We start from the raw sequence: 20,307 nt of genomic DNA, 5'->3' as shown, positions 1-20,307 counted from the left end.
GGAACAAGACTCACTCCCGGGTCAGCAAACTCGAAAAATTGACGGTCTCATTATTTGCGGTTTCGAATTTTTCTATGCCTCAAAAACCGAGGTTTTTTATCGTTATTTAACGCCTTTATCTTATTGACAAGCTGTTAATCTCTGCTGCGTAAAAAATCATCCAGGGGAACAGAATGTCAGCAATACAGGGGATTGAAGGGGTCATTAGCCAGTTACAGGCAACGGCGATGTCCGCGAAAGCGCAAGATGCGCTCCCACAGTCGACTGTGAGTTTTGCCGGTCAGTTACATGCGGCGTTGGATCGTATCAGTGATACATCGACAGCTGCCCGCACGCAGGCAGAAAAATTCACGCTGGGTGAACCCGGGATTGCGCTGAACGATGTGATGGCCGATATGCAAAAAGCATCCGTCTCTATGCAGATGGGGATCCAGGTGCGCAACAAACTGGTGTCGGCGTATCAGGAAGTGATGAGTATGCAGGTGTAGCGCAGCGACGCTATTATCCCTCTCTTTACAGTGACATTGTTTTTAAGCGCACTAACTGTAGCGTCGTTCGGTCTTGATGGACTGATGCCGACGCTTCCGCCTCTTCAGGTTGCAGAGATGTCATGCCACGTCATTCTTTAATTTGATATTTCGCATTCACCGCATTAATTTTCCCCGTGTATAGCGTATGCTTTTATTATTTAATATTCATTAAGGTTATGCTTTGGTGAAATATTATCAAAATAAGTAAAGTCTCTTTTATGAGCTCAATGGAGTAAAGCGTGATGATTTTGCTACTAAAGAGACAAAATGATAAAGGTGAGTTTGAGGCGTGTATTAGTGATGTTGTGGAATACGCCAAAGTAAAGTTCATTATTTTCAAATTAATTAGAACTTTCGATTTAGTCCTACTTCCTAATGTTATCTTAATATAAGCGCGTTAAACATATCCTAAACGAATTTACGTCCCTGTCTGTTTCGGGGCGGCTATACCTCTGTTTAGCGGAATAACTATGAATTTGGATAAATTGTTTGCGGAAGAAAAAGTGGCCGGCGATTTTTGCTTTGATGGCCAGGTGGCGGGTGTGTTTGACAATATGGTCGATCGCTCTGTGCCATTTTATCAGGAGATCCAGCGAATGACCGGGGAGATGGCGGCAAGCTATGCCGTGCCGGGAACCCAACTGTATGACCTGGGCTGTGCGACTGGCACTACGCTGGCGTTGCTGGACAATCTGCTGCCGAACAGCGTCTCCTTTACCGGGATTGATAACTCGCCAGAGATGCTGGACAAATGCCGGGATAAATTTGAGCAACTGGGATCTTCCCGCGATGCGCGCTTTCTCTGTCATGACCTCAGAGAGATGTCGGCGCTGAATAACGCTTCTGTGGTGACCCTGCTGTTGACGTTGATGTTTGTCCGCCCTCTGCACCGCAAAATGCTGCTCTCCTCCATTTGTCAGGGAATGAATTCAGGCGGCGCATTAATTCTGGTCGAAAAAGTGGTTTGTGAATCACCTGAGCTTAATCGCCAGTACATCAATTATTACTACAACATGAAACGTCGCCACGGTTACAGCGAACTGGAAATTAGCCAGAAACGCGAAGCGCTGGAAAATGTCCTCATCCCCTTTACTGAAGCAGAAAATCGACAAATGCTGCACGACGCCGGATTTAGTAGCGTCGAGGTATTTTTTCGCTGGTATAACTTTTGCGGAATGGTGGCCATTAAATGAGGGTATCGGTTGGTAATTTTCTATTTCGCACCCGCAACACGTTATTTCCTTTTTTATATTTAACGCTGTTTCTTGGTCATACGAGCGCCGTTGACGCACCCACCGTGATGCTGGTTATCGGCGGACTGATTGTTTTGACCGGACAAGGAATACGCATTCTGACCGTGGGACTGGATTACATTGTGCGCGGGGGGCGTAATCGCCAGGTGTATGCCGATAATCTGGTGCAGAGCGGATTATTTGCGCACTGTCGCAACCCATTGTACCTGGGTAATCTTTTGTTAATCATTGGGTTTGGCGTGATGGCCAATAACCTGTGGTATCTGACTATCACGATGCCGGTCCTCTTCCTGGCGTACGCCTGTATTATTGCCGCAGAAGAACGCTACCTTGAGGGGCGTTTCGGTGAAACATATCGGCAGTATTGCGCCCGGACGCCGCGCTTGTTGCCACGTCTGACAGGGCTGCCCCAGACGTTGCGCACCTTTTCTTTTCACTGGCGTCGGGTGATTGTGAAAGAATACAGCACGCTGTGCATTACATTACTAATGCTGGTGGCGCTGAGCGCCCGGGGGCTGAACACGGATCAGCAGGACTGGATGATTTCAGGGGCGCTTGCGCTGGCCGTGCTGTTGGCCTGTTTAGGGGTTCGCATGCTGAAAAAATCCGGGAAACTCAGCGCGAGTTCTGCGCGCTGACGGGTGACAGAGAGACTCCCGTTGCACGGCGCAACGGGAGAATGTTGTTACTTCTGAATCAAATAACGAATCGTTGGGCCATCCTGCTGAATATCCAGCACCGTATAGCCGTGGTTGCGCGCATCTAATGGAATGTTATTAATGGATTGCGGGCAATCGCTGACCACTTCCAGTATTTCCCCTTTTTTCAGTTGCGGCATGGCTTCCAGCGTGGCAACTGCCGGATAAGGACACGGTTCGCCGACCATATCGAGGCGATAATCCGGTACGATCTCTTTCATACAGATTCCTTAGCAGGCGTCAGCCCGGCACGACGGAAGAAACGTTTTTCCCAGCCAATGATCAGCATCAGGGCGGCAAACAGCAGCAGGTAAGTGACCAACAATCCGCCCAACGGACCAAAGGTGTTGAGTAAGTTCACTTTATCCCAGCTGGTAGCCAGCGCGGGAGCGAAATCATCCCAGTAATATGCCAGCAGGGTGGAACCTATCACGTTGCCTAATCCAACCCACCAGTAGTGGACCTGGCCTTCGACCGCACGGTACATCCAGCCGGTTTCGCAACCGCCCGCCAGTACGATGCCAAAGCCAAACAGCAGACCACCGATCACTGCGTTCGGACCCGCCCACATGATCTTCGCCTCTACGCCTAACTGCACGTAGCTGAAGATGCCGATGGCGCTCACTGCCATACCGAAGATGATCGCTTTCGCCATATGGGTACGTCCGGTGATCCACAGATCGCGAAACGCCGAAGTGAAACAGATTTGCGCGCGTTCAATCAGCAGACCGAATCCGACGCCAAACAGCATCGCCAGCCCCAGTTTCGGTTTATCCATTGCCGTCAGCAGCGCCCATCCGATCATCCCGATAAAGATCAACATGCCCAGACGGAAGCGGCGACGGGCCTGATCCGGCTTTTGCGTCAACGGAGAGGCCGCAGAGACTTTCTGCATTTTCACCGGGATACGAAAAATGGGCAGCAGGGTGAAGCGGGCGCCGAACCAGGAGCCTATCGCCGTAGCCAGTGCAAAGAACCAGGCATGGAGGGAAAACTGCGGAATGCCCGTGAAGAATGCGGCCAGGTTACAGCCCATTGCCAGACGGGCGCCGAAGCCGGCGATGATTCCGCCTATAATTGCTTGCATGATGCGAATACGGCTGCGGGGCATGCGCAATTTGACGTTGTTGGCCCACAGCGCTGCGGCAAAACAGCCGCCGAACATGCCGAGGATCATCATGCCGTCGATGCGGGTCAGGGGAGAGCCTTCCAGATGAATGATTTTGTAGTAACCCCACTCTTCGGCGTGAACACCAAACAGTTGCAGGACTTGACCGCCCCAACGGGTAAATTCTCCCGTCACCGCCCAGAAGGTGCCAGTGATGCCGAAATAATAGGTGGAGAGAATACCTGCCGCGATGACCGCAGGGGCCGGGGCCCAGAATTTAATCAGATAAGTTTGTTTGAAGTGGTGCCAGGACATACTTTTTAGCCTCTGAACTCAGAAGGAATATAAAGAAGTGCGGATAGTACACCGATCAGTTTTTTTTCCCACGACTAAAAAGAAGTAATACCGACGAGATCAAAGTACAGCGTGTACCCAGAAAGGCTGGCGACATCAGGGCTTTAATGCCACAATCCCATTTTCTTCGCATGCAGGATGAATGATGAAAAAATTAGCAATCGTTGGTGCACTACTGGTTCTTGCCGGGTGTGCCGAGGTGGAAAATTATAACGATGTGGTGAAGACGCCAGCGCCAGCCGGTCTGGAAGGCTACTGGCAGTCGAAGGGACCGCAGCGCAAGATGATGAGCCCGGAAGCCATTGCCAGCCTGGTGGTAACAAAACAGGGCGATACGCTGGATTGCCGCCAGTGGCAGCGTGTGATTGCCGTGCCGGGGAAACTGACTATGTTTTCGGGCGAGCTAACCAACGTGACGAGCAAACGTGAGATCTACCGGATTGAACGTACCGGGAGCACGCTGACGTATGATGGCATGACGCTGCAACGTGTGGATCGTCCGACCGCTGAGTGCGCCGAGGAATTACAAAAATCGCCACTGGCGACGCCGTTGCCCTGACAGGCCAACCCCGGCGGTATCGTGCTGCCGGGGTGGTATTTTATATGGCCTCTTCAATCACCCACACGCTGACGCTTCCCCCGTTGCAGTAAAACGTCGCTTCGCCGTTTTCATCGGTGAGCACACTTTCCTCGCGGTTTCCGAGAAAATCTCGCCAGGTTTTATTGCCGTAATTCGCGCCTAAGGTAATCGTCTTCTCGCCGTCGTCGCCATTCGAGAGCACTACCACGCATCCCGGGTCTTCCTGGGTTCCGCTACGGCTGAACGCGATACAGTTAGGGTGATCAAACCAGAGTGTCTGGATGCCGTGGGCGAAACGCTGGCGGGCCAGAATTAGCTCATCGAGTTGTTCAATGACCGGCATATCAATGGGGTAAGTTTCCCCGTCGCCGCCGGTATCTTCATAATGGGCACCGTATAAGTCTGGATAGAAAACAGACGGTACGCCGTTTTCCCGTAGCAGGATCAGCGCATAGGCCAGCGGCTTAAACCACGGTTCGACGGGGGCTTCCAGCGCCTGCAAGGGTTGAGTGTCGTGGTTGGCGACCAGCGTCACGGCATGAAACGGATCGGCTTCGACCAACGTTCCGGTAAAAATCTGGCTCATGTCGTACTCGCGCCCCTGACGCGACGCTTCGTGAAACTTCATCTGCAAAGGGGCGTCGAACAGCATAGTTTTCCCGTCAACCTGGTTGATATAGGTTTGCAGTTTGTCCACCTCATGGGACCAGTATTCCGCGACGATAAAAAGCGGTTTTGGCGCCACTTCCTGGACGTGCTCGATCCACTCTTTGTAAAACCAGGCGGGAATGTGTTTGACGGCGTCCAGGCGGAAGCCATCGCAATGGGTTTGTTCCATCACCCAGCGCGCCCAGTATTTGATCTCTTCTGTTACCGCGTGATTGCGAAAGTCGATATTTTCGCCCATCAGATAGTCGAAGTTACCCAGTTCGTCATCGACCTGGTCGTTCCAGCCTTCGCCGGTGTAGTCGTTGACGATTTTAAAAATGCCGTCTTCGGTGGGGTTTTCGATATGGTCGATGCCGCTAAAACATTTGAAGTCCCAGATGAACTGCGAATATTGACCGGCGCGGGCAGGGAAGGTGTAGCGCGTCCAGCCTTCACATTCGATGATCTCGTCATCAATCTGCGTGCGGTCTTGCTCGTTGACGCGCTGTACGCGGATGGCTTCTTTCTCATCCGCCCCCATTTTGTGGTTGACCACCACATCCAGCAGGACGGCAATGTCATTGTGCTTTAGCGCATCAATCGCGCCCAAAAGCTGGGCTTTGTCGCCGTATTTGGTGGCAATGGTGCCTTTCTGATCAAACTCACCGAGATCGAACATGTCGTAGGAGTCATAACCCACGGAATAACCGCCAGAAGCGCCTTTGTAGGCCGGGGGCAGCCAGACCATATTGATACCGATATCGTTGAGTCCGCCCGCGCGTTCGGCCAGTTCAAGCCACAGCTTGCCGCCCTCAGGGTAATACCAGTGGAAGTACTGCAATAACGTGGGGTTTTTCATCTTCCGTGCTCCAGAAGTCGTTTAGCCGACTTCTGGAGTATGGAAGATAATTGATACTAAGCGGGATTTTATTGTGGCGCGGCAGGGGCGTCGGGAACCAGCAGCATGCCTGAGAGACGACCATAGGCATGGTTGAGCGATTGCTGGCGCGTCGACTGGCCGATCAGGTTGCTCAGCTCATCCAGGCGCTGTTGCAGCAGGACTTTCAGACGCTGTTCGTTATCCAGCGTCTGTTTGATATAGCCCGCAATCAGCTCCTGCACACTTCGCGTAATCCCCGGTGGAGTTTGTGTTTCCACAACCGTTTCAATGCTTTGTAGATAGGAAACTTCCTGTTCCAGTAACAGATCCCATTCACCCCGCTGCGCAAGTTCCAGCAGCGATTGACTGAGCAGCGCAATGCGCTGCCAACGGTTGATAAACTCCACGGCTAAGGTCATTAACGAGACTCCTGGGAAGATACTTTCGGTGAGATCTGCTTCCAGGCTTCTGCAATATTGCCGAGTAACCCTTCCACTTCTTCAATGGCCTGACTGTCATTACGTAAGTTTGCTTGCAGCAAACGGCGGATCATATAGTCGTACAGTGACGACAAATTGGTGGCGACGTCACCGCCGTTCTCCTCATCCAGCCCGGCTTTAAGTCCATTGTCGATAATGTTGATGGCTTTGCTTAACGCCTGGCCTTTAGCGACAGTGTCGCCCTGTTGCATAAACAAGCGCGCACGCACCAGGGCGCTGTTGGCGCCGTCAAACAACATTTCGATCAGCTGATGCGGGCTGGCACTCATTACGGCGCTTTCCACGCCGATTTGTGCATAGGCTTTTGTACCGCTGGCGGTATACATGGTTACCTCGTGTTATCAGGAGCTGCTCATGGCAGAAAACTGCTGGCTCAGGTAGCTACTTGTGCCATTGAGTTTGCTCATCATGGTATCCAGCTGCGTAAACTGCGCCTTATAACGGGCGACGGTGTCGTCGATACTGGCGCTTACCGCAAGATACTGTTTGGTCAGCTTTTTCAATGTCGCATTAATACTGTCCTCGGCGCTGTCGATAATGCCGTCATCGGCGAGGTAGGCTTTCACTTCGGTGGCAATTTTGGTGGTAATGCCGGTTTCTTTACCGTCACCGACCAGCAACTGGCGCGTTGCCGTCGTATTCTCTTTCAGCGCTTTGTCCAGCTTCTCGTCGTCAATCTTCAGCTTGCCGGTTGTCCCGTCAGTGGTAATGCCGATTTCACTTAAGGTTTTGAACGGGCCGTCGCTGCCGCTGTTGGTAAACTGCGCGCGAATACCGGTCTGGATTGTACGTACCACGCTGTCGCCGATCAGCGCGCCGTTGCTCTGATCCTGCGTTTCCGCGCCCGGATCCACTTCGGTGTATTTCGTCAGGGAGGTAAAGGTATCCATCAGCGAGTTGTACGCATCCACCCAACCTTTAATCGCTTCTGTCGCTTTGTCATTACTTTTGGTGACGGTAAGGCGTGCGTCGGTCACCTCTTTGGTCAGATTGAGCGTGACGCCCTGCGGCGCGTCGGTAATGGTGTTGCTCGGGCGTTCAATATCGATGCCGTTAACGGTCAATTGCGCATTCTGCGCGCTGACCAGCTGTTTCATATTGCCGGTGCCCGTTGTGCTGTCGTAGGCCAGCAAATCGTTGAGCTTGCTGTCGCCTTCTACCGAAACAGTCATTTGATTCTCGGTACCGGTGTCGGACGTCAGCACCAGCTGATAATCACCTTCTTTTACTTTAACGATGCTCGCGGAAACACCGCTGTCGGCATCGTTAATCGCATCACGAATACCTTCCAAAGAGGTCTGGTCTTTCGTGAGTTTAATTTCCAGCGGCTCTTTGCGGCCTTTTTGTTCAATTTTGAGGGTGCGGCTTTCTGCGGAAGTATCGCCCAGCGTATCTTTAGTTGAACTGATATCAATATTGGTACTTAACGATTGCGCCTGCGCCAGTTTATTGACGCTGATGGTATAGATGCCAGGTGCTGCGCCTGCGGTGGTGGTGGCGGTCAGGTCTTCGGTGCTACTGGTCACGGTGGTGCTCTTAAACAGATCGGCATTATTCAGCGTGGTATTGGCTGTCTGGAATTTTTCCAGCGCGCTTTTCAGCGTGCCATAGGCCGTCAGGCGCGCAGTGTTAGCGCTCTGCTGTTGCGTGATCGGCGTTAAACGTCCTTTTTCTGCAGTGGTCAGGTTCGTCAACAATGCATCCAGCGGTAAATTTGAGCCGACGCCCAGTGATGAAATCGAAGCCATGCCTTATTCCTTGTGATTGCAAACAGTAGTTAACCGCGTTATCGGCAATCTGTTGGCAAAGTTTAATAATAGTTTTAGGAAAATAATGCGCGGAATAATGGTGAATAAAGAGGGTATTTCGTGGACTAAAAAAAAGAGGGCAGAAATTAAAAATTTTCTAAAGTTCGAATTTAAGGTGCCGATACAAGGGTTACGGTAAGAAACCGTGGGCAACAGAACAGCCCAATAAACATCAAGTTGTAATTGATAAGGAAAAGATCATGGCACAAGTCATTAATACAAACAGCCTGTCGCTGTTGACCCAGAATAACCTGAACAAATCTCAGTCTACTCTGAGCTCCGCTATTGAGCGTCTGTCTTCCGGTCTGCGTATCAACAGCGCGAAAGACGATGCGGCTGGCCAGGCGATCGCTAACCGTTTCACCTCTAACATCAAAGGTCTGACTCAGGCTTCCCGTAACGCTAACGACGGTATCTCCATTGCGCAGACCACCGAAGGCGCGCTGAACGAAATCAACAACAACCTGCAGCGTGTACGTGAACTGACTGTTCAGGCAACTAACGGAACTAACTCCGACAGCGACCTGACCTCCATCCAGAACGAAATCACCCAGCGTCTGAGCGAAATCGACCGCGTATCCGGTCAGACTCAGTTCAACGGCGTGAAAGTCCTGGCTCAGGACAACACCCTGAAAATCCAGGTTGGCGCGAACGATGGCGAAACCATCGATATCGATCTGAAAAAAATCGATACCCAGAGCCTGGGTGTGGCTGACTTCCGTGTGAACGGCGCGCAGAAAGCGACCGCCAGCGACCTGATCTCCAAATTTGGCGCGACTGGTACTGATAACTACAGCGCTACTGTTGGTGGTGCTGCTGCAACTGTAAATGTTGACGTTAAGTCTCAGAATGTCACTTCTGGTGGTAATGCACTTTATGTCAGCGCGGCCGATGGTAGTCTGGTGACTACAGCGACCACCCCGAATACGGCTTCTGCTGCCTATACCACTACTGCAACGGCTAACGGTTCTGCAACGAGCATGGCGGCGCTGGGTGCGAGTGCGAAAGTCGGTGATAAATTCAGTTTTGACGGTATGGAATTTACCAAAACCGCGGATGGCACTGATCCAGAGTTTGGTAACGGTAGTTATACGGCTAAGGTTGATGGTAAAACAGTAACCTTTACCGTCGACTCTTCAACCGCTGCTGCGGGCACTGGGGCAAAAGTCAGCACTGACGTTGATCTGTATGCAAGCCAGAACGGTACTCTGACTACTGCTGCAACGACCGCGAACAAAGCTGCGACTGTCACTGACCTGCAGAACGCTAATGCAACCAAAACCGGTAGCACCCTGAAAGCAAGCGGAGCTACCTATGATGTTGATGTTGATGGCAACGTAACCACTGGTGCAGGTGCCAACAAGAAAACCATGTACATCACTACCGGCACCAACGGTAGCGCTAAACTGGTTAACGAAGACGTTGCGAAAGCCAGCACCAGCACTGAAGATCCGCTGGCTGTCATTGACAATGCGCTGGCACAGGTTGACGCACTGCGTTCTGACCTCGGTGCGGTACAGAACCGTTTCGATTCTACCATCACCAACCTGGGCAACACCGTCAACAACCTGACCTCTGCTCGTAGCCGTATCGAAGATGCTGACTACGCGACCGAAGTGTCCAACATGTCCAAAGCGCAGATCCTGCAACAGGCGGGTACCTCTGTTCTGGCACAGGCCAACCAGGTTCCGCAGAACGTTCTGTCTCTGCTGCGTTAATTCACACTTTTCGCGCAAACCCCGCTTCGGCGGGGTTTTTTACGCCTGTCATTTACCCGTAACCCCTAAATAACCCCTCATTTCACCCACTATTCATCCGATTAAAACCCCTGCAGAAACGGATAATCATGCCGATAACTCATTTAACGCAGGGCTGTTTATCGTGAATTCACTGTATACCGCTGAAGGTGTAATGGATAAACACTCGCTGTGGCAGCGTTATGTACCGCTGGTGCGTCACGAAGCATTGCGCCTTCAGGTGCGATTGCCCGCGAGCGTGGAACTGGACGACCTGCTACAGGCGGGCGGCATCGGGTTATTAAATGCAGTTGACCGATATGATGCTCTGCAAGGAACGGCATTTACCACTTACGCAGTGCAGCGTATTCGTGGAGCGATGCTGGATGAACTACGCAGCCGGGATTGGGTGCCGCGTAGCGTCCGACGCAATGCTCGCGAAGTGGCGCAGGCGATGGGGCAACTGGAACAGGAATTAGGGCGTAACGCGACGGAAACTGAAGTGGCGGAGCGTCTGGCGATTCCTGTGCAAGAGTATCGTCAGATGTTGCTCGATACCAATAATAGCCAGCTCTTCTCCTATGACGAGTGGCGGGAAGAGCATGGCGATAGCGTCGAGCTGGTGACTGAAGAACATCAGCAGGAAAACCCGTTACAACAGCTTCTTGAAAGCAATTTACGCCAGCGCGTGATGGATGCCATTGAGGCACTGCCGGAACGTGAACAACTGGTGTTGACGCTCTATTACCAGGAAGAGCTCAATCTCAAAGAGATTGGCGCTGTCCTGGAGGTTGGCGAGTCACGGGTGAGCCAGTTGCACAGTCAGGCGATCAAACGTCTACGCACCAAGCTGGGTAAGTTATAGGCGGCGGTCTTAGCGCCGCCGAAAAATGCCGCACAACGAATTGACTACCAGGAGTTCTCATGACGGTGCAGCAATCTAAAAGACGGCCACTAAGCCGCTACCTCAAAGATTTTAAACACAGCCAGACGCATTGCGCGCATTGCCACAAACTGCTCGACAGGATCACGCTGGTCCGTCGTGGGCAGATTGTGAACAAAATTGCCATTTCCAGACTGGATTCGCTGTTTGATGATGCCGCCTGGCAGCAGGAGCAAAAAGAGTGGGTCGCCCTGTGCCGTTTTTGCGGTGATCTGCATTGCAAAGAGCAGAGCGACTTTTTCGACATCATCGGCTTTAAACAATTTTTGTTTGAGCAGACCGAAATGAGTCATGGCACGGTGCGCGAATACGTCGTCCGCCTGCGCCGACTCGGCAATCATCTCACGGAACAAAACATCACCCACGATGTGGTGCAGGACGGTTTTCTTGATGAAAGCCTGTCCCCATGGTTACCCGAAACCAGCACCAATAACTATCGGATCGCACTGCGCAAGTATGAACAATACAAAGCGCATGCCGTCCCTGGACAGATGCAGAATTCCTGCTGTTCCGCGACTTCTGATATATATTAAAAAAGCATAAGATGTAGCGGAGTCGTTTTTGTGATTAACGGCAAACCCTCTACACTACCGTGATAAATAACAACTTTCGGGGTAACTATGAAATTAGCACTTCTGGGACGTCAGGCTCTGATGGGTGTGATGGCTGTTGCACTCGTTGCCGGAATGAGCGTGAAGACTTTTGCAGATGAAGGTCTGTTAAATAAAGTGAAAGAGCGCGGTACGCTGCTGGTGGGACTGGAAGGGACATATCCTCCGTTCAGTTTTCAGGGCGATGACGGTAAGTTGACCGGTTTTGAAGTAGAGTTTGCGCAGGAGTTGGCGAAACATCTGGGGGTTAAAGCTGAGCTGAAACCGACCAAATGGGACGGTATGCTGGCATCGCTGGATTCCAAACGTATTGATGTCGTCATTAATCAGGTGACCATCTCCGACGAACGTAAGAAGAAATACGACTTCTCTACCCCGTATACCGTTTCGGGTATCCAGGCGCTGGTGAAAAAAGGCAATGAAGGCAGCATTAAAACCGCTGCGGATCTGAAAGGTAAGAAAGTGGGTGTGGGTCTGGGAACCAACTACGAAGAGTGGTTGCGCCAGAACGTTGAAGGTGTCGATATTCGCACTTACGATGATGACCCGACCAAATATCAGGATCTGCGCGTGGGGCGTATCGACGCTATCCTGGTGGATCGTCTGGCGGCGCTGGATCTGGTGAAGAAAACCAAAGACACGCTGGCGGTGACCGGTGAAGCGTTCTCCCGTCAGGAATCGGGCGTTGCGCTGCGTAAAGGTAACGACGATTTGCTGAAAGCGGTGGACGCGGCGATTGCCGATATGCAGAAAGATGGTTCGCTGAAAGCGCTGTCTGAAAAATGGTTTGGTGCAGATGTGACGAAATAATCGTCAACAATGCAAAAAAAAAGGCGCTTTCACGGGCGCCTTTTTTATTTCATCCGAATGAACGTGCATAATAAAAAGAACATCACAACACAATAAACATCGGAGGCTACATGCCACTGCATAATTTAACGCGCTTTCCTCGCCTGGAATTTATCGGCGCGCCAACGCCGCTCGAATACCTGCCGCGTTTTTCTGACTATCTGGGTCGCGATATTTTCATCAAACGGGATGACGTCACGCCAATGGCGATGGGCGGCAATAAACTGCGTAAGCTGGAGTTCCTGGCGGCGGATGCGCTTCGCGAAGGGGCGGATACGCTGATCACGGCAGGTGCGATTCAGTCTAACCATGTCCGCCAGACGGCGGCGGTGGCGGCAAAACTGGGATTGCACTGCATTGCGTTGCTGGAAAATCCCATTGGCACCACGGCGGAAAATTATCTGACTAACGGTAACCGCCTGCTGCTCGATCTGTTCAATGTTCAAATCGAAATGTGCGCCGCCTTGAACGACCCGGAAGCACAACTCCATGAGCTGGCAACCCGCGTTGAAGCACAAGGATTTCGCCCTTATGTGATACCGGTTGGCGGCTCCAACGCCCTGGGCGCATTGGGTTATGTGGAAAGCGCACTGGAAATTGCCCAGCAGTGTGAAGGCGCGGTACAACTTTCTTCCGTGGTGGTGGCGTCAGGCAGCGCCGGGACGCATGCGGGGCTGGCGGTGGGGCTGGAACAACTGATGCCGGAGGTTGACCTGGTAGGGGTGACCGTTTCGCGTAAAGTTGCCGACCAGCAGCCTAAAGTGGTCGCCCTGCAACAGGCGATTGCCAAAGAATTAGAGCTGACCGCGTCGGCGGAGATCCTGCTGTGGGATGACTATTTTGCGCCGGGCTACGGTATGCCGAATGATGAGGGGATGGAGGCGGTGAAACTGCTGGCGCGTCTGGAGGGCATTTTGCTGGACCCTGTTTATACGGGGAAAGCGATGGCGGGCCTGATTGATGGCATCAGCCAGAAACGCTTCAAAGACGAAGGGCCAATTCTGTTTATTCATACCGGTGGCGCACCTGCGTTGTTTGCCTACCATCCTCACGTATAACAACCAGGTCGAAAAACGCGAATGCAAGAAAGTATCCAACTGGTGATTGATTCTCTGCCGTATCTGCTCAAAGGGGCGGTGTTCACGCTGCAACTGAGTATTGGCGGGATGTTTTTTGGTCTGCTGCTGGGATTTATTCTGGCGCTGATGCGTATGTCGCCGCTGTTGCCTGTCCGGTGGCTGGCACGCTTTTATATCTCTATTTTCCGGGGGACGCCGCTGATCGCCCAACTGTTTATGATCTACTACGGTCTGCCGCAGTTTGGTATTGAGCTGGACCCCATCCCGGCGGCGATGATCGGTTTGTCGCTCAATACGGCTGCGTACACCTCTGAAACGCTGCGTGCGGCGATCTCCTCCATTGACAAAGGTCAGTGGGAGGCGGCGGCGAGTATCGGCATGACGCCGTGGCAAACGCTGCGCCGCGCCATCTTACCACAGGCTGCCCGTGTGGCTTTGCCGCCGCTGAGCAACAGTTTTATCAGCCTGGTGAAAGATACCTCGCTGGCGGCGACGATTCAGGTGCCAGAACTGTTCCGTCAGGCGCAGTTGATCACGTCGCGTACGCTGGAAGTCTTCACCATGTATCTGGCCGCCTCGTTGATCTACTGGGTGATGGCGACGGTGCTATCGGCATTGCAGAACTACTTTGAAGACCAGCTTAACCGCCAGGAGAAAGATCCGAAATGAGTGCCATCGAAGTCAAAAACCTGGTGAAAAAATTCCATGGGCAGACGGTGCTGCACGGCATCGATCTCGAGGTCAAACCGGGTGAGGTTGTCGCCATTATTGGGCCGAGCGGTTCGGGCAAAACCACCTTACTGCGCAGCATCAATCTTCTGGAAGTGCCGGAAGCCGGCACGATCAAAGTGGGGGATATCACCATTGATACCGCCCGCTCTTTAAATCAGCAGAAGGGATTGATTCGCCAGTTGCGTCAGCATGTGGGTTTTGTATTCCAGAACTTCAATTTGTTTCCGCATCGTACGGTGGTGGAGAACATCATTGAAGGCCCGGTGATTGTCAAAGGTGAATCAAAAGCGGAAGCAACGGCCCGTGCGCATGAGCTGCTGGCAAAGGTAGGGCTGACCGGGAAGGAGACCAGCTACCCGCGGCGCTTATCCGGCGGGCAGCAGCAACGTGTGGCGATCGCGCGTGCGCTGGCCATGCGCCCGGAGGTCATTTTGTTTGATGAACCGACCTCTGCGCTCGATCCTGAGCTGGTGGGGGAGGTACTCAATACTATCCGCCAGCTGGCACAGGAAAAACGGACCATGGTGATTGTGACGCACGAGATGAGTTTTGCTCGCGACGTTGCTGACCGGGCGATATTCATGGATCAGGGACGAATTGTGGAACAGGGTCCTGCAAAATCGTTATTTAGCCATCCGCAGCACCCACGCACTCGCCAGTTTCTTGAGAAGTTTCTGATGAAATAAATGGTCTTGCGATACTCGCCCGAAATAATCCTCTTCTGGGCGAGTATATTTGAATAAATATGACGCCATCCCGCCTGGTTAATGCATTTTCACCCTAATATTGATGGGTATATTGAAATAAAGTTCAAGTAATCCTCTTCCTGACCGATATTTTATTCATATAAACTCCATTTATGTGGTAGCGTGTTTACTCATTTAAAATGATAATCAATCTCAGAGGTGGTATCCCCTGATATGCAGGAAAATGATTTCTTCACCTGGCGACGGAGTATGCTGATACGCTTTCAGGAAATGGCGACGGCAGAAGATGTTTATCGGGAATTACAGCACCAGACGTGTCAACTGGAGTTCGATTATTACGCATTATGCGTTCGTCATCCGGTCCCGTTTACACGACCAAAAATCTCTCTTCAAACGACATATCCTCAGGCGTGGATTACCCACTATCAGTCTGAAAACTATTTTGCTATTGATCCGGTGCTGAAACCGGAAAACTTCAAACAGGGACATTTACCCTGGAATGACGCATTATTCAGTGATACCCAGACACTGTGGGATGCGGCACGCTCCCACGGATTGCGAAAGGGGATCACCCAGTGCTGTATGCTACCAAATCGTGCGCTGGGGTTCCTTTCCGTCTCACGGTCGAACGTACGCAATGTGCCCTTTGCCTCTGATGAAGTCGAGCTGAAACTGCAACTACTGGTGCGTGAGAGCCTCTCCGTGCTTACGCGGCTGGAAAATGACATGGTCACGACGCCGGAGATGCGTTTTAGCAAGCGAGAAAAGGAAATCTTAAAGTGGACGGCTGAAGGGAAAACGTCGTCTGAAATCGCCATGATCCTGTCGATTTCGGAGAACACCGTCAATTTTCATCAGAAGAATATGCAAAAGAAGTTTAACGCACCAAACAAGACGCAGATTGCCTGCTATGCAGCGGCTATCGGTTTGATTTAAATGTAATTTTTGTGTTCTGACGCAAAACCGGCCGAAAGCGCTGCTCTCAGCCGGTTTCATCTTATTGTCGGTAAGCTTGTTTAATTTGCTTAACAGTGTTGGAAAATACCGCTGCTTGTGATTTGTCTTCAATCAGCGCGATCTGTTTTTCCATTTTAAGAATCACGCGCCCTGCGTCGGCTTGTCCCACTGCCTGCAGCATCAGCGTTAACATGGCTTTCAGGCAGGTGACTTCGTTAGCCAGTTCTTGATTATTCTCGGCAGTGGAAAAATCAGGCGTACTCATTTATTTTCCTCGTTCTGTTACAGTGAAAAAGTGCGATGGCAAATGTTAAGGCGGCGGAGTATACCATAAGCCGCGCTAAAAATAGCAGTGGTTGTTTTTTCGTCGAAACTTCAGCCTGAGCCATTAAAATAAACAACGTCTTGCAGTGGATATATTTTCTTCACCCATTGTTTATGACGCGTATTTTACTCGTTAATTATTGTTACAAAGTTGCTTCCTATTTATCATTTAAGCCGAAGGGCGTGAATTTTTTGTCACTATTCTGAAACTTCAAGAGAGATATAGTCGATGGGAATGGCTGTTTTTCGGGGAAAGTTTCCACATTCCGTACAATCTAATTTCCAAAAACGAGAACAAAATCTAAGGGGCGGTGTTTTTTGCGTTTCAAAGTTGAGATAAAACCCGCTAATATATGGCCGAGTAACTATCAGTAGCGTTATCCCTATTCTGGAGATATTCCTTTGATCAACGTTCTTCTTGTTGATGACCACGAACTGGTGCGCGCAGGGATACGACGCATTCTGGAAGATATAAAGGGCATAAAAGTCGTCGGCGAAGCATGTTGCGGTGAGGATGCTGTTAAATGGTGTCGCACAAATACCGCTGACGTCGTGTTGATGGACATGAACATGCCCGGAATTGGCGGTCTTGAAGCGACGCGTAAAATTGCGCGTTCAACGGCTGACATTAAAGTGATCATGTTGACGGTCCATACGGAAAATCCGTTGCCCGCCAAAGTCATGCAGGCGGGTGCAGCAGGGTATCTGAGCAAAGGTGCGGCTCCGCAGGAAGTGGTGAGTGCGATTCGTTCCGTGTTCTCCGGGCAACGTTATATTGCTTCCGACATTGCACAGCAGATGGCCCTTAGCCAGATCGAGCCAGAAAAAACGGAAACCCCGTTTGCCAGTTTGTCTGAACGCGAGTTGCAGATTATGCTGATGATCACCAAAGGCCAGAAGGTGAATGAGATCTCAGAACAGCTGAATCTCAGTCCTAAAACGGTGAACAGTTATCGCTATCGAATGTTCAGTAAACTAAACATTCATGGTGATGTAGAGCTGACTCACCTGGCAATTCGTCATGGCCTGTGTAATGCGGAGACGTTAACAAGTCAGTGAGCCTTCAGTTTGACGCGAAAGCGTTTTTAAAAACCGTTACCAGCCAGCCCGGCGTTTATCGTATGTATGATGCTGGTGGTACGGTTATTTATGTCGGTAAAGCGAAGGACCTGAAAAAACGGCTTTCCAGTTATTTCCGCAGCAACCTTGCTTCGCGGAAGACCGAAGCGTTGGTCGCGCACATTCAGCAAATTGATGTGACGGTCACCCATACGGAAACCGAGGCGTTACTGCTTGAGCATAACTACATCAAGCTGTATCAGCCCCGTTATAACGTGCTGTTGCGTGACGACAAATCCTATCCTTTTATTTTTCTGAGTGGCGATACGCATCCGCGTCTGGCGATGCACCGTGGCGCCAAACATGCCAAAGGCGAGTATTTCGGCCCGTTCCCAAACGGCTATGCCGTGCGCGAAACGCTGGCGCTACTGCAAAAAATCTTTCCGATTCGTCAGTGTGAAAACAGCGTTTACCGCAACCGCTCGCGCCCCTGTCTGCAATATCAGATTGGACGTTGCCTTGGTCCCTGCGTGGCGGGCCTGGTCAGCGAGGAAGAATATGCCCAGCAGGTCGAGTATGTACGCCTGTTTTTATCCGGGAAAGACGATCAGGTTTTGACGCAGTTGATCGCGCGGATGGAAAACGCCAGCCGCAATCTGGAATTTGAAGAAGCCGCGCGCATTCGCGATCAAATACAGGCTGTGCGTCGTGTCACCGAAAAACAGTTTGTGTCGAACACAGGCGACGATCTTGATGTTATCGGGGTAGCTTTCGACGCAGGAATGGCCTGTCTGCACGTGCTTTTTATACGCCAGGGCAAAGTGCTGGGCAGCCGCAGCTATTTCCCTAAGGTGCCCGGTGGGACCGAAATGGGCGAAGTCGTGGAGACATTTGTCGGGCAGTTCTATTTGCAAGGCAGTCAGATGCGAACGCTGCCGGGTGAAATCCTGCTGGATTTTAATCTGAGTGACAAAACGTTGTTGGCGGACTCGCTGTCGGAACTGGCCGGACGTCGGGTCAATGTGCAGACGAAACCACGCGGCGATCGCGCAAGGTATCTCAAGCTGGCGCGAACCAATGCTGCGACAGCGCTGACGACGAAGCTTTCTCAACAGTCCACCATTACCCAACGTTTGACGGCGCTGGCGACGGTGTTGAAACTGCCGGCGGTAAAACGCATGGAATGTTTCGATATTAGTCACACTATGGGTGAACAGACGGTCGCCTCCTGCGTGGTCTTTGACGCCAACGGACCACTGCGTGCTGAATATCGTCGTTACAACATCACCGGCATTACGCCTGGCGATGATTATGCTGCGATGAATCAGGTGCTGCGTCGACGTTATGGCAAAGCGATTGAAGAAAGTAAGATCCCGGACGTTATTCTGATAGATGGCGGAAAAGGGCAGCTTGGGCAGGCTAAAGCGGTCTTTGCTGAACTGGATGTTCCCTGGGACAAACAGCATCCATTGCTACTCGGGGTGGCGAAGGGCGCCGATCGTAAGGCGGGTCTGGAAACACTGTTCTTCGAACCGGAAGGTGAGGGGTTCAGTTTGCCCCCGGATTCTCCGGTGTTACACGTTATCCAGCATATCCGCGATGAGTCTCACGACCATGCGATCGGCGGGCACCGTAAAAAACGGGCGAAAGTCAAAAACACCAGCACGCTGGAAACCATTGAAGGCGTTGGCCCTAAACGTCGGCAAATGCTGTTGAAATATATGGGTGGTTTGCAAGGATTACGTAACGCCAGCGTAGAGGAAATTGCAAAAGTGCCGGGTATTTCGCAAGGTCTGGCAGAAAAGATCTTCTACTCGTTGAAACATTGAGGTCTCTGTAGCAACATAGGGGTAAATTCTCTGACAACAGATAGTTACCCGTCACTATGCAATTTAATATTCCTACATTGCTCACGCTGTTTCGCGTCATACTGATTCCCTTCTTTGTACTGGCGTTTTATCTGCCATTCAGTTGGGCACCGTTTGTGTGTGCGCTCATCTTCTGTATTGCAGCCGTAACTGACTGGTTTGATGGTTATCTGGCGCGTCGCTGGAATCAAAGTACCCGCTTTGGCGCGTTTCTTGACCCGGTGGCAGATAAAGTGCTGGTCGCTATCGCAATGGTCCTGGTGACAGAACACTACCATAGCTGGTGGGTGACATTACCCGCCGCAACGATGATCGCCCGTGAAATCATTATTTCCGCATTGCGCGAATGGATGGCGGAACTCGGTAAACGCAGCAGCGTGGCCGTCTCCTGGATCGGGAAAGTCAAAACAACATCACAAATGGCGGCACTGGCATGGTTATTATGGCGTCCAAACATTTGGGTGGAGTATGCCGGGATCGCGTTATTCTTTGTCGCAGCCATACTGACGCTGTGGTCGATGCTGCAGTATTTGAGCGCTGCACGCGGGGATTTGCTTGATCAGTGATCGTTTCGCCGCAAATTTCAGCAAACGATCGTGAGTGACGAAAAATATCGTTGACTCAGTGCGTCAGGTAAGTAGAATGCAACGCATCGAACGGCAGCACAGATTGCCAGACGATAACAAAATCAAGTGATTAACAAAGTTACTTGGTGATGCGGGAATAGCTCAGTTGGTAGAGCACGACCTTGCCAAGGTCGGGGTCGCGAGTTCGAGTCTCGTTTCCCGCTCCAGTTTAAAGACATCGGCAATTGCGGGTGTCTGGCTGAAAAGCCTGAAGAATTTGGCGCGTTAGCAAAGCGGTTATGTAGCGGATTGCAAATCCGTCTAGTCCGGTTCGACTCCGGAACGCGCCTCCACTTTCTTCCCGAGCCCGGATGGTGGAATCGGTAGACACAAGGGATTTAAAATCCCTCGGCGTACGCGCTGTGCGAGTTCAAGTCTCGCTCCGGGCACCATGGGAAAGACAAGTATAATCAAAGCAATAAGCAGTGTCGTGAAACCACCTACGGGTGGTTTTTTT

22 protein-coding genes, 3 tRNA genes and 1 pseudogene are annotated in these 20,307 nt (G+C 51.5%); 18 read left to right on the top strand and 8 right to left on the bottom strand.

What is annotated here, in order from left to right; all coding sequences use genetic code 11:
• Positions 1-173: 173 nt before the first annotated feature.
• The 3 genes from fliE to AC07NP_RS17020 all read left to right on the top strand — a co-directional run bounded on the left by fliE (position 174) and on the right by AC07NP_RS17020 (position 2,421).
• Complete coding sequence (gene fliE, locus AC07NP_RS17030; RefSeq protein ID WP_494661171.1) at positions 174-488, top strand: flagellar hook-basal body complex protein FliE; 315 nt, start codon at positions 174-176, stop codon at positions 486-488.
• A gap of 512 nt (positions 489-1,000) precedes the next feature.
• Entirely contained in the window at positions 1,001-1,723 is a 723-nt protein-coding gene (gene cmoA / locus AC07NP_RS17025) for a carboxy-S-adenosyl-L-methionine synthase CmoA (protein WP_494661170.1), read from the top strand.
• The gene (locus tag AC07NP_RS17020; RefSeq protein ID WP_494661169.1) at positions 1,720-2,421 is read left to right on the top strand and encodes a methyltransferase family protein; all 702 of its coding nucleotides are present in this window, start codon (positions 1,720-1,722) and stop codon (positions 2,419-2,421) included. The genes cmoA and AC07NP_RS17020 overlap by 4 nt, the downstream gene beginning before the upstream one ends.
• A gap of 47 nt (positions 2,422-2,468) precedes the next feature.
• Here AC07NP_RS17020 and yedF read toward each other — a convergent pair whose 3' ends face one another.
• Positions 2,469-2,702: a sulfurtransferase-like selenium metabolism protein YedF gene (yedF, locus tag AC07NP_RS17015; protein WP_203360840.1), complete on the bottom strand. Its 234-nt coding sequence runs from the start codon at positions 2,700-2,702 to the stop codon at positions 2,469-2,471.
• The gene (gene yedE, locus AC07NP_RS17010) at positions 2,699-3,904 is read right to left on the bottom strand and encodes a selenium metabolism membrane protein YedE/FdhT (RefSeq protein ID WP_494661168.1); all 1,206 of its coding nucleotides are present in this window, start codon (positions 3,902-3,904) and stop codon (positions 2,699-2,701) included. Before yedE ends, yedF begins: the two co-directional genes overlap by 4 nt.
• A gap of 184 nt (positions 3,905-4,088) precedes the next feature.
• Between yedE and yedD the strand changes: the two genes are divergently transcribed.
• Positions 4,089-4,502, top strand: a complete 414-nt coding sequence (gene yedD, locus AC07NP_RS17005; RefSeq protein WP_494661167.1) for a lipoprotein YedD — start codon at positions 4,089-4,091, stop codon at positions 4,500-4,502.
• Positions 4,503-4,542: 40 nt separating this feature from the next.
• Here yedD and amyA read toward each other — a convergent pair whose 3' ends face one another.
• The 4 genes from amyA to fliD form a co-directional block, all read right to left on the bottom strand.
• A complete protein-coding gene (amyA, locus tag AC07NP_RS17000) occupies positions 4,543-6,030 on the bottom strand; it encodes an alpha-amylase (protein WP_494661166.1) in 1,488 nt (495 codons plus the stop codon).
• Positions 6,031-6,098: 68 nt separating this feature from the next.
• The gene (gene fliT, locus AC07NP_RS16995) at positions 6,099-6,470 is read right to left on the bottom strand and encodes a flagella biosynthesis regulatory protein FliT (protein WP_203360843.1); all 372 of its coding nucleotides are present in this window, start codon (positions 6,468-6,470) and stop codon (positions 6,099-6,101) included.
• A complete protein-coding gene (fliS, locus tag AC07NP_RS16990; protein WP_192612578.1) occupies positions 6,470-6,877 on the bottom strand; it encodes a flagellar export chaperone FliS in 408 nt (135 codons plus the stop codon). Before fliS ends, fliT begins: the two co-directional genes overlap by 1 nt.
• A 15-nt stretch (positions 6,878-6,892) precedes the next feature.
• Complete coding sequence (gene fliD, locus AC07NP_RS16985) at positions 6,893-8,299, bottom strand: flagellar filament capping protein FliD (protein ID WP_494661165.1); 1,407 nt, start codon at positions 8,297-8,299, stop codon at positions 6,893-6,895.
• 260 nt (positions 8,300-8,559) lie between these two features.
• Here fliD and AC07NP_RS16980 point away from each other — a divergent pair, with 260 nt between their 5' ends.
• From AC07NP_RS16980 to sdiA, 8 genes are all read left to right on the top strand, one after another.
• Positions 8,560-10,077, top strand: a complete 1,518-nt coding sequence (locus tag AC07NP_RS16980; protein ID WP_494661164.1) for a flagellin N-terminal helical domain-containing protein — start codon at positions 8,560-8,562, stop codon at positions 10,075-10,077.
• Positions 10,078-10,240: 163 nt separating this feature from the next.
• A complete protein-coding gene (locus AC07NP_RS16975; protein ID WP_192612575.1) occupies positions 10,241-10,960 on the top strand; it encodes an RNA polymerase sigma factor FliA in 720 nt (239 codons plus the stop codon).
• A 59-nt stretch (positions 10,961-11,019) separates the two neighbouring features.
• The gene (gene fliZ, locus AC07NP_RS16970; RefSeq protein ID WP_203360846.1) at positions 11,020-11,571 is read left to right on the top strand and encodes a flagella biosynthesis regulatory protein FliZ; all 552 of its coding nucleotides are present in this window, start codon (positions 11,020-11,022) and stop codon (positions 11,569-11,571) included.
• Between the two features lie 87 nt (positions 11,572-11,658).
• The gene (tcyJ, locus tag AC07NP_RS16965; RefSeq protein WP_192612573.1) at positions 11,659-12,459 is read left to right on the top strand and encodes a cystine ABC transporter substrate-binding protein; all 801 of its coding nucleotides are present in this window, start codon (positions 11,659-11,661) and stop codon (positions 12,457-12,459) included.
• Between the two features lie 110 nt (positions 12,460-12,569).
• Positions 12,570-13,556 carry a D-cysteine desulfhydrase gene (gene dcyD, locus AC07NP_RS16960; RefSeq protein WP_203360847.1) on the top strand — a complete coding sequence of 329 codons (987 nt, stop codon included), beginning with the start codon at positions 12,570-12,572 and terminating at the stop codon, positions 13,554-13,556.
• Positions 13,557-13,577: 21 nt separating this feature from the next.
• Entirely contained in the window at positions 13,578-14,246 is a 669-nt protein-coding gene (gene tcyL, locus AC07NP_RS16955) for a cystine ABC transporter permease (RefSeq protein WP_192612571.1), read from the top strand.
• The gene (gene tcyN / locus AC07NP_RS16950) at positions 14,243-14,995 is read left to right on the top strand and encodes an L-cystine ABC transporter ATP-binding protein TcyN (protein ID WP_203360848.1); all 753 of its coding nucleotides are present in this window, start codon (positions 14,243-14,245) and stop codon (positions 14,993-14,995) included. Before tcyL ends, tcyN begins: the two co-directional genes overlap by 4 nt.
• Before the next feature lie 234 nt (positions 14,996-15,229).
• Complete coding sequence (sdiA, locus tag AC07NP_RS16945; RefSeq protein ID WP_203360849.1) at positions 15,230-15,952, top strand: quorum-sensing transcriptional regulator SdiA; 723 nt, start codon at positions 15,230-15,232, stop codon at positions 15,950-15,952.
• 61 nt (positions 15,953-16,013) lie between these two features.
• On the opposite strand, the gene AC07NP_RS16940 is transcribed toward sdiA, so the two are convergent.
• Both AC07NP_RS16940 and yecU read right to left on the bottom strand, forming a co-directional pair.
• On the bottom strand, positions 16,014-16,238 hold the full coding sequence (locus tag AC07NP_RS16940) for a DUF2594 family protein (protein WP_203360850.1): 225 nt from the start codon (positions 16,236-16,238) through the stop codon (positions 16,014-16,016).
• A pseudogene (yecU, locus tag AC07NP_RS16935) lies at positions 16,225-16,344 on the bottom strand (protein YecU); the annotation flags it as partial. The pseudogene yecU and the gene AC07NP_RS16940, both read right to left, overlap by 14 nt.
• Before the next feature lie 355 nt (positions 16,345-16,699).
• Here yecU and uvrY point away from each other — a divergent pair.
• The 6 genes from uvrY (at position 16,700) to AC07NP_RS16905 (ending at position 20,242) form a co-directional block, all read left to right on the top strand.
• Positions 16,700-17,356, top strand: coding sequence for a UvrY/SirA/GacA family response regulator transcription factor (uvrY, locus tag AC07NP_RS16930; RefSeq protein ID WP_203360851.1), 657 nt, complete (start codon positions 16,700-16,702; stop codon positions 17,354-17,356).
• Positions 17,353-19,185, top strand: a complete 1,833-nt coding sequence (gene uvrC / locus AC07NP_RS16925) for an excinuclease ABC subunit UvrC (RefSeq protein WP_494661163.1) — start codon at positions 17,353-17,355, stop codon at positions 19,183-19,185. Before uvrY ends, uvrC begins: the two co-directional genes overlap by 4 nt.
• 56 nt (positions 19,186-19,241) lie before the next feature.
• On the top strand, positions 19,242-19,790 hold the full coding sequence (pgsA, locus tag AC07NP_RS16920; RefSeq protein ID WP_192612565.1) for a CDP-diacylglycerol--glycerol-3-phosphate 3-phosphatidyltransferase: 549 nt from the start codon (positions 19,242-19,244) through the stop codon (positions 19,788-19,790).
• A 151-nt stretch (positions 19,791-19,941) separates the two neighbouring features.
• Positions 19,942-20,017 (top strand) — tRNA-Gly (locus AC07NP_RS16915).
• Between the two features lie 52 nt (positions 20,018-20,069).
• A tRNA-Cys gene (locus tag AC07NP_RS16910) sits at positions 20,070-20,143 on the top strand.
• 12 nt (positions 20,144-20,155) lie between these two features.
• Positions 20,156-20,242, top strand: a tRNA-Leu gene (locus tag AC07NP_RS16905).
• Positions 20,243-20,307 lie beyond the last annotated feature (65 nt).

It is taken from the genome of Citrobacter sp. GW821-FHT07H02 (assembly GCF_059418505.1).
Note: the sequence above shows the minus strand (reverse complement) of the source record. Positions and strands in the feature narration are given on the sequence as shown.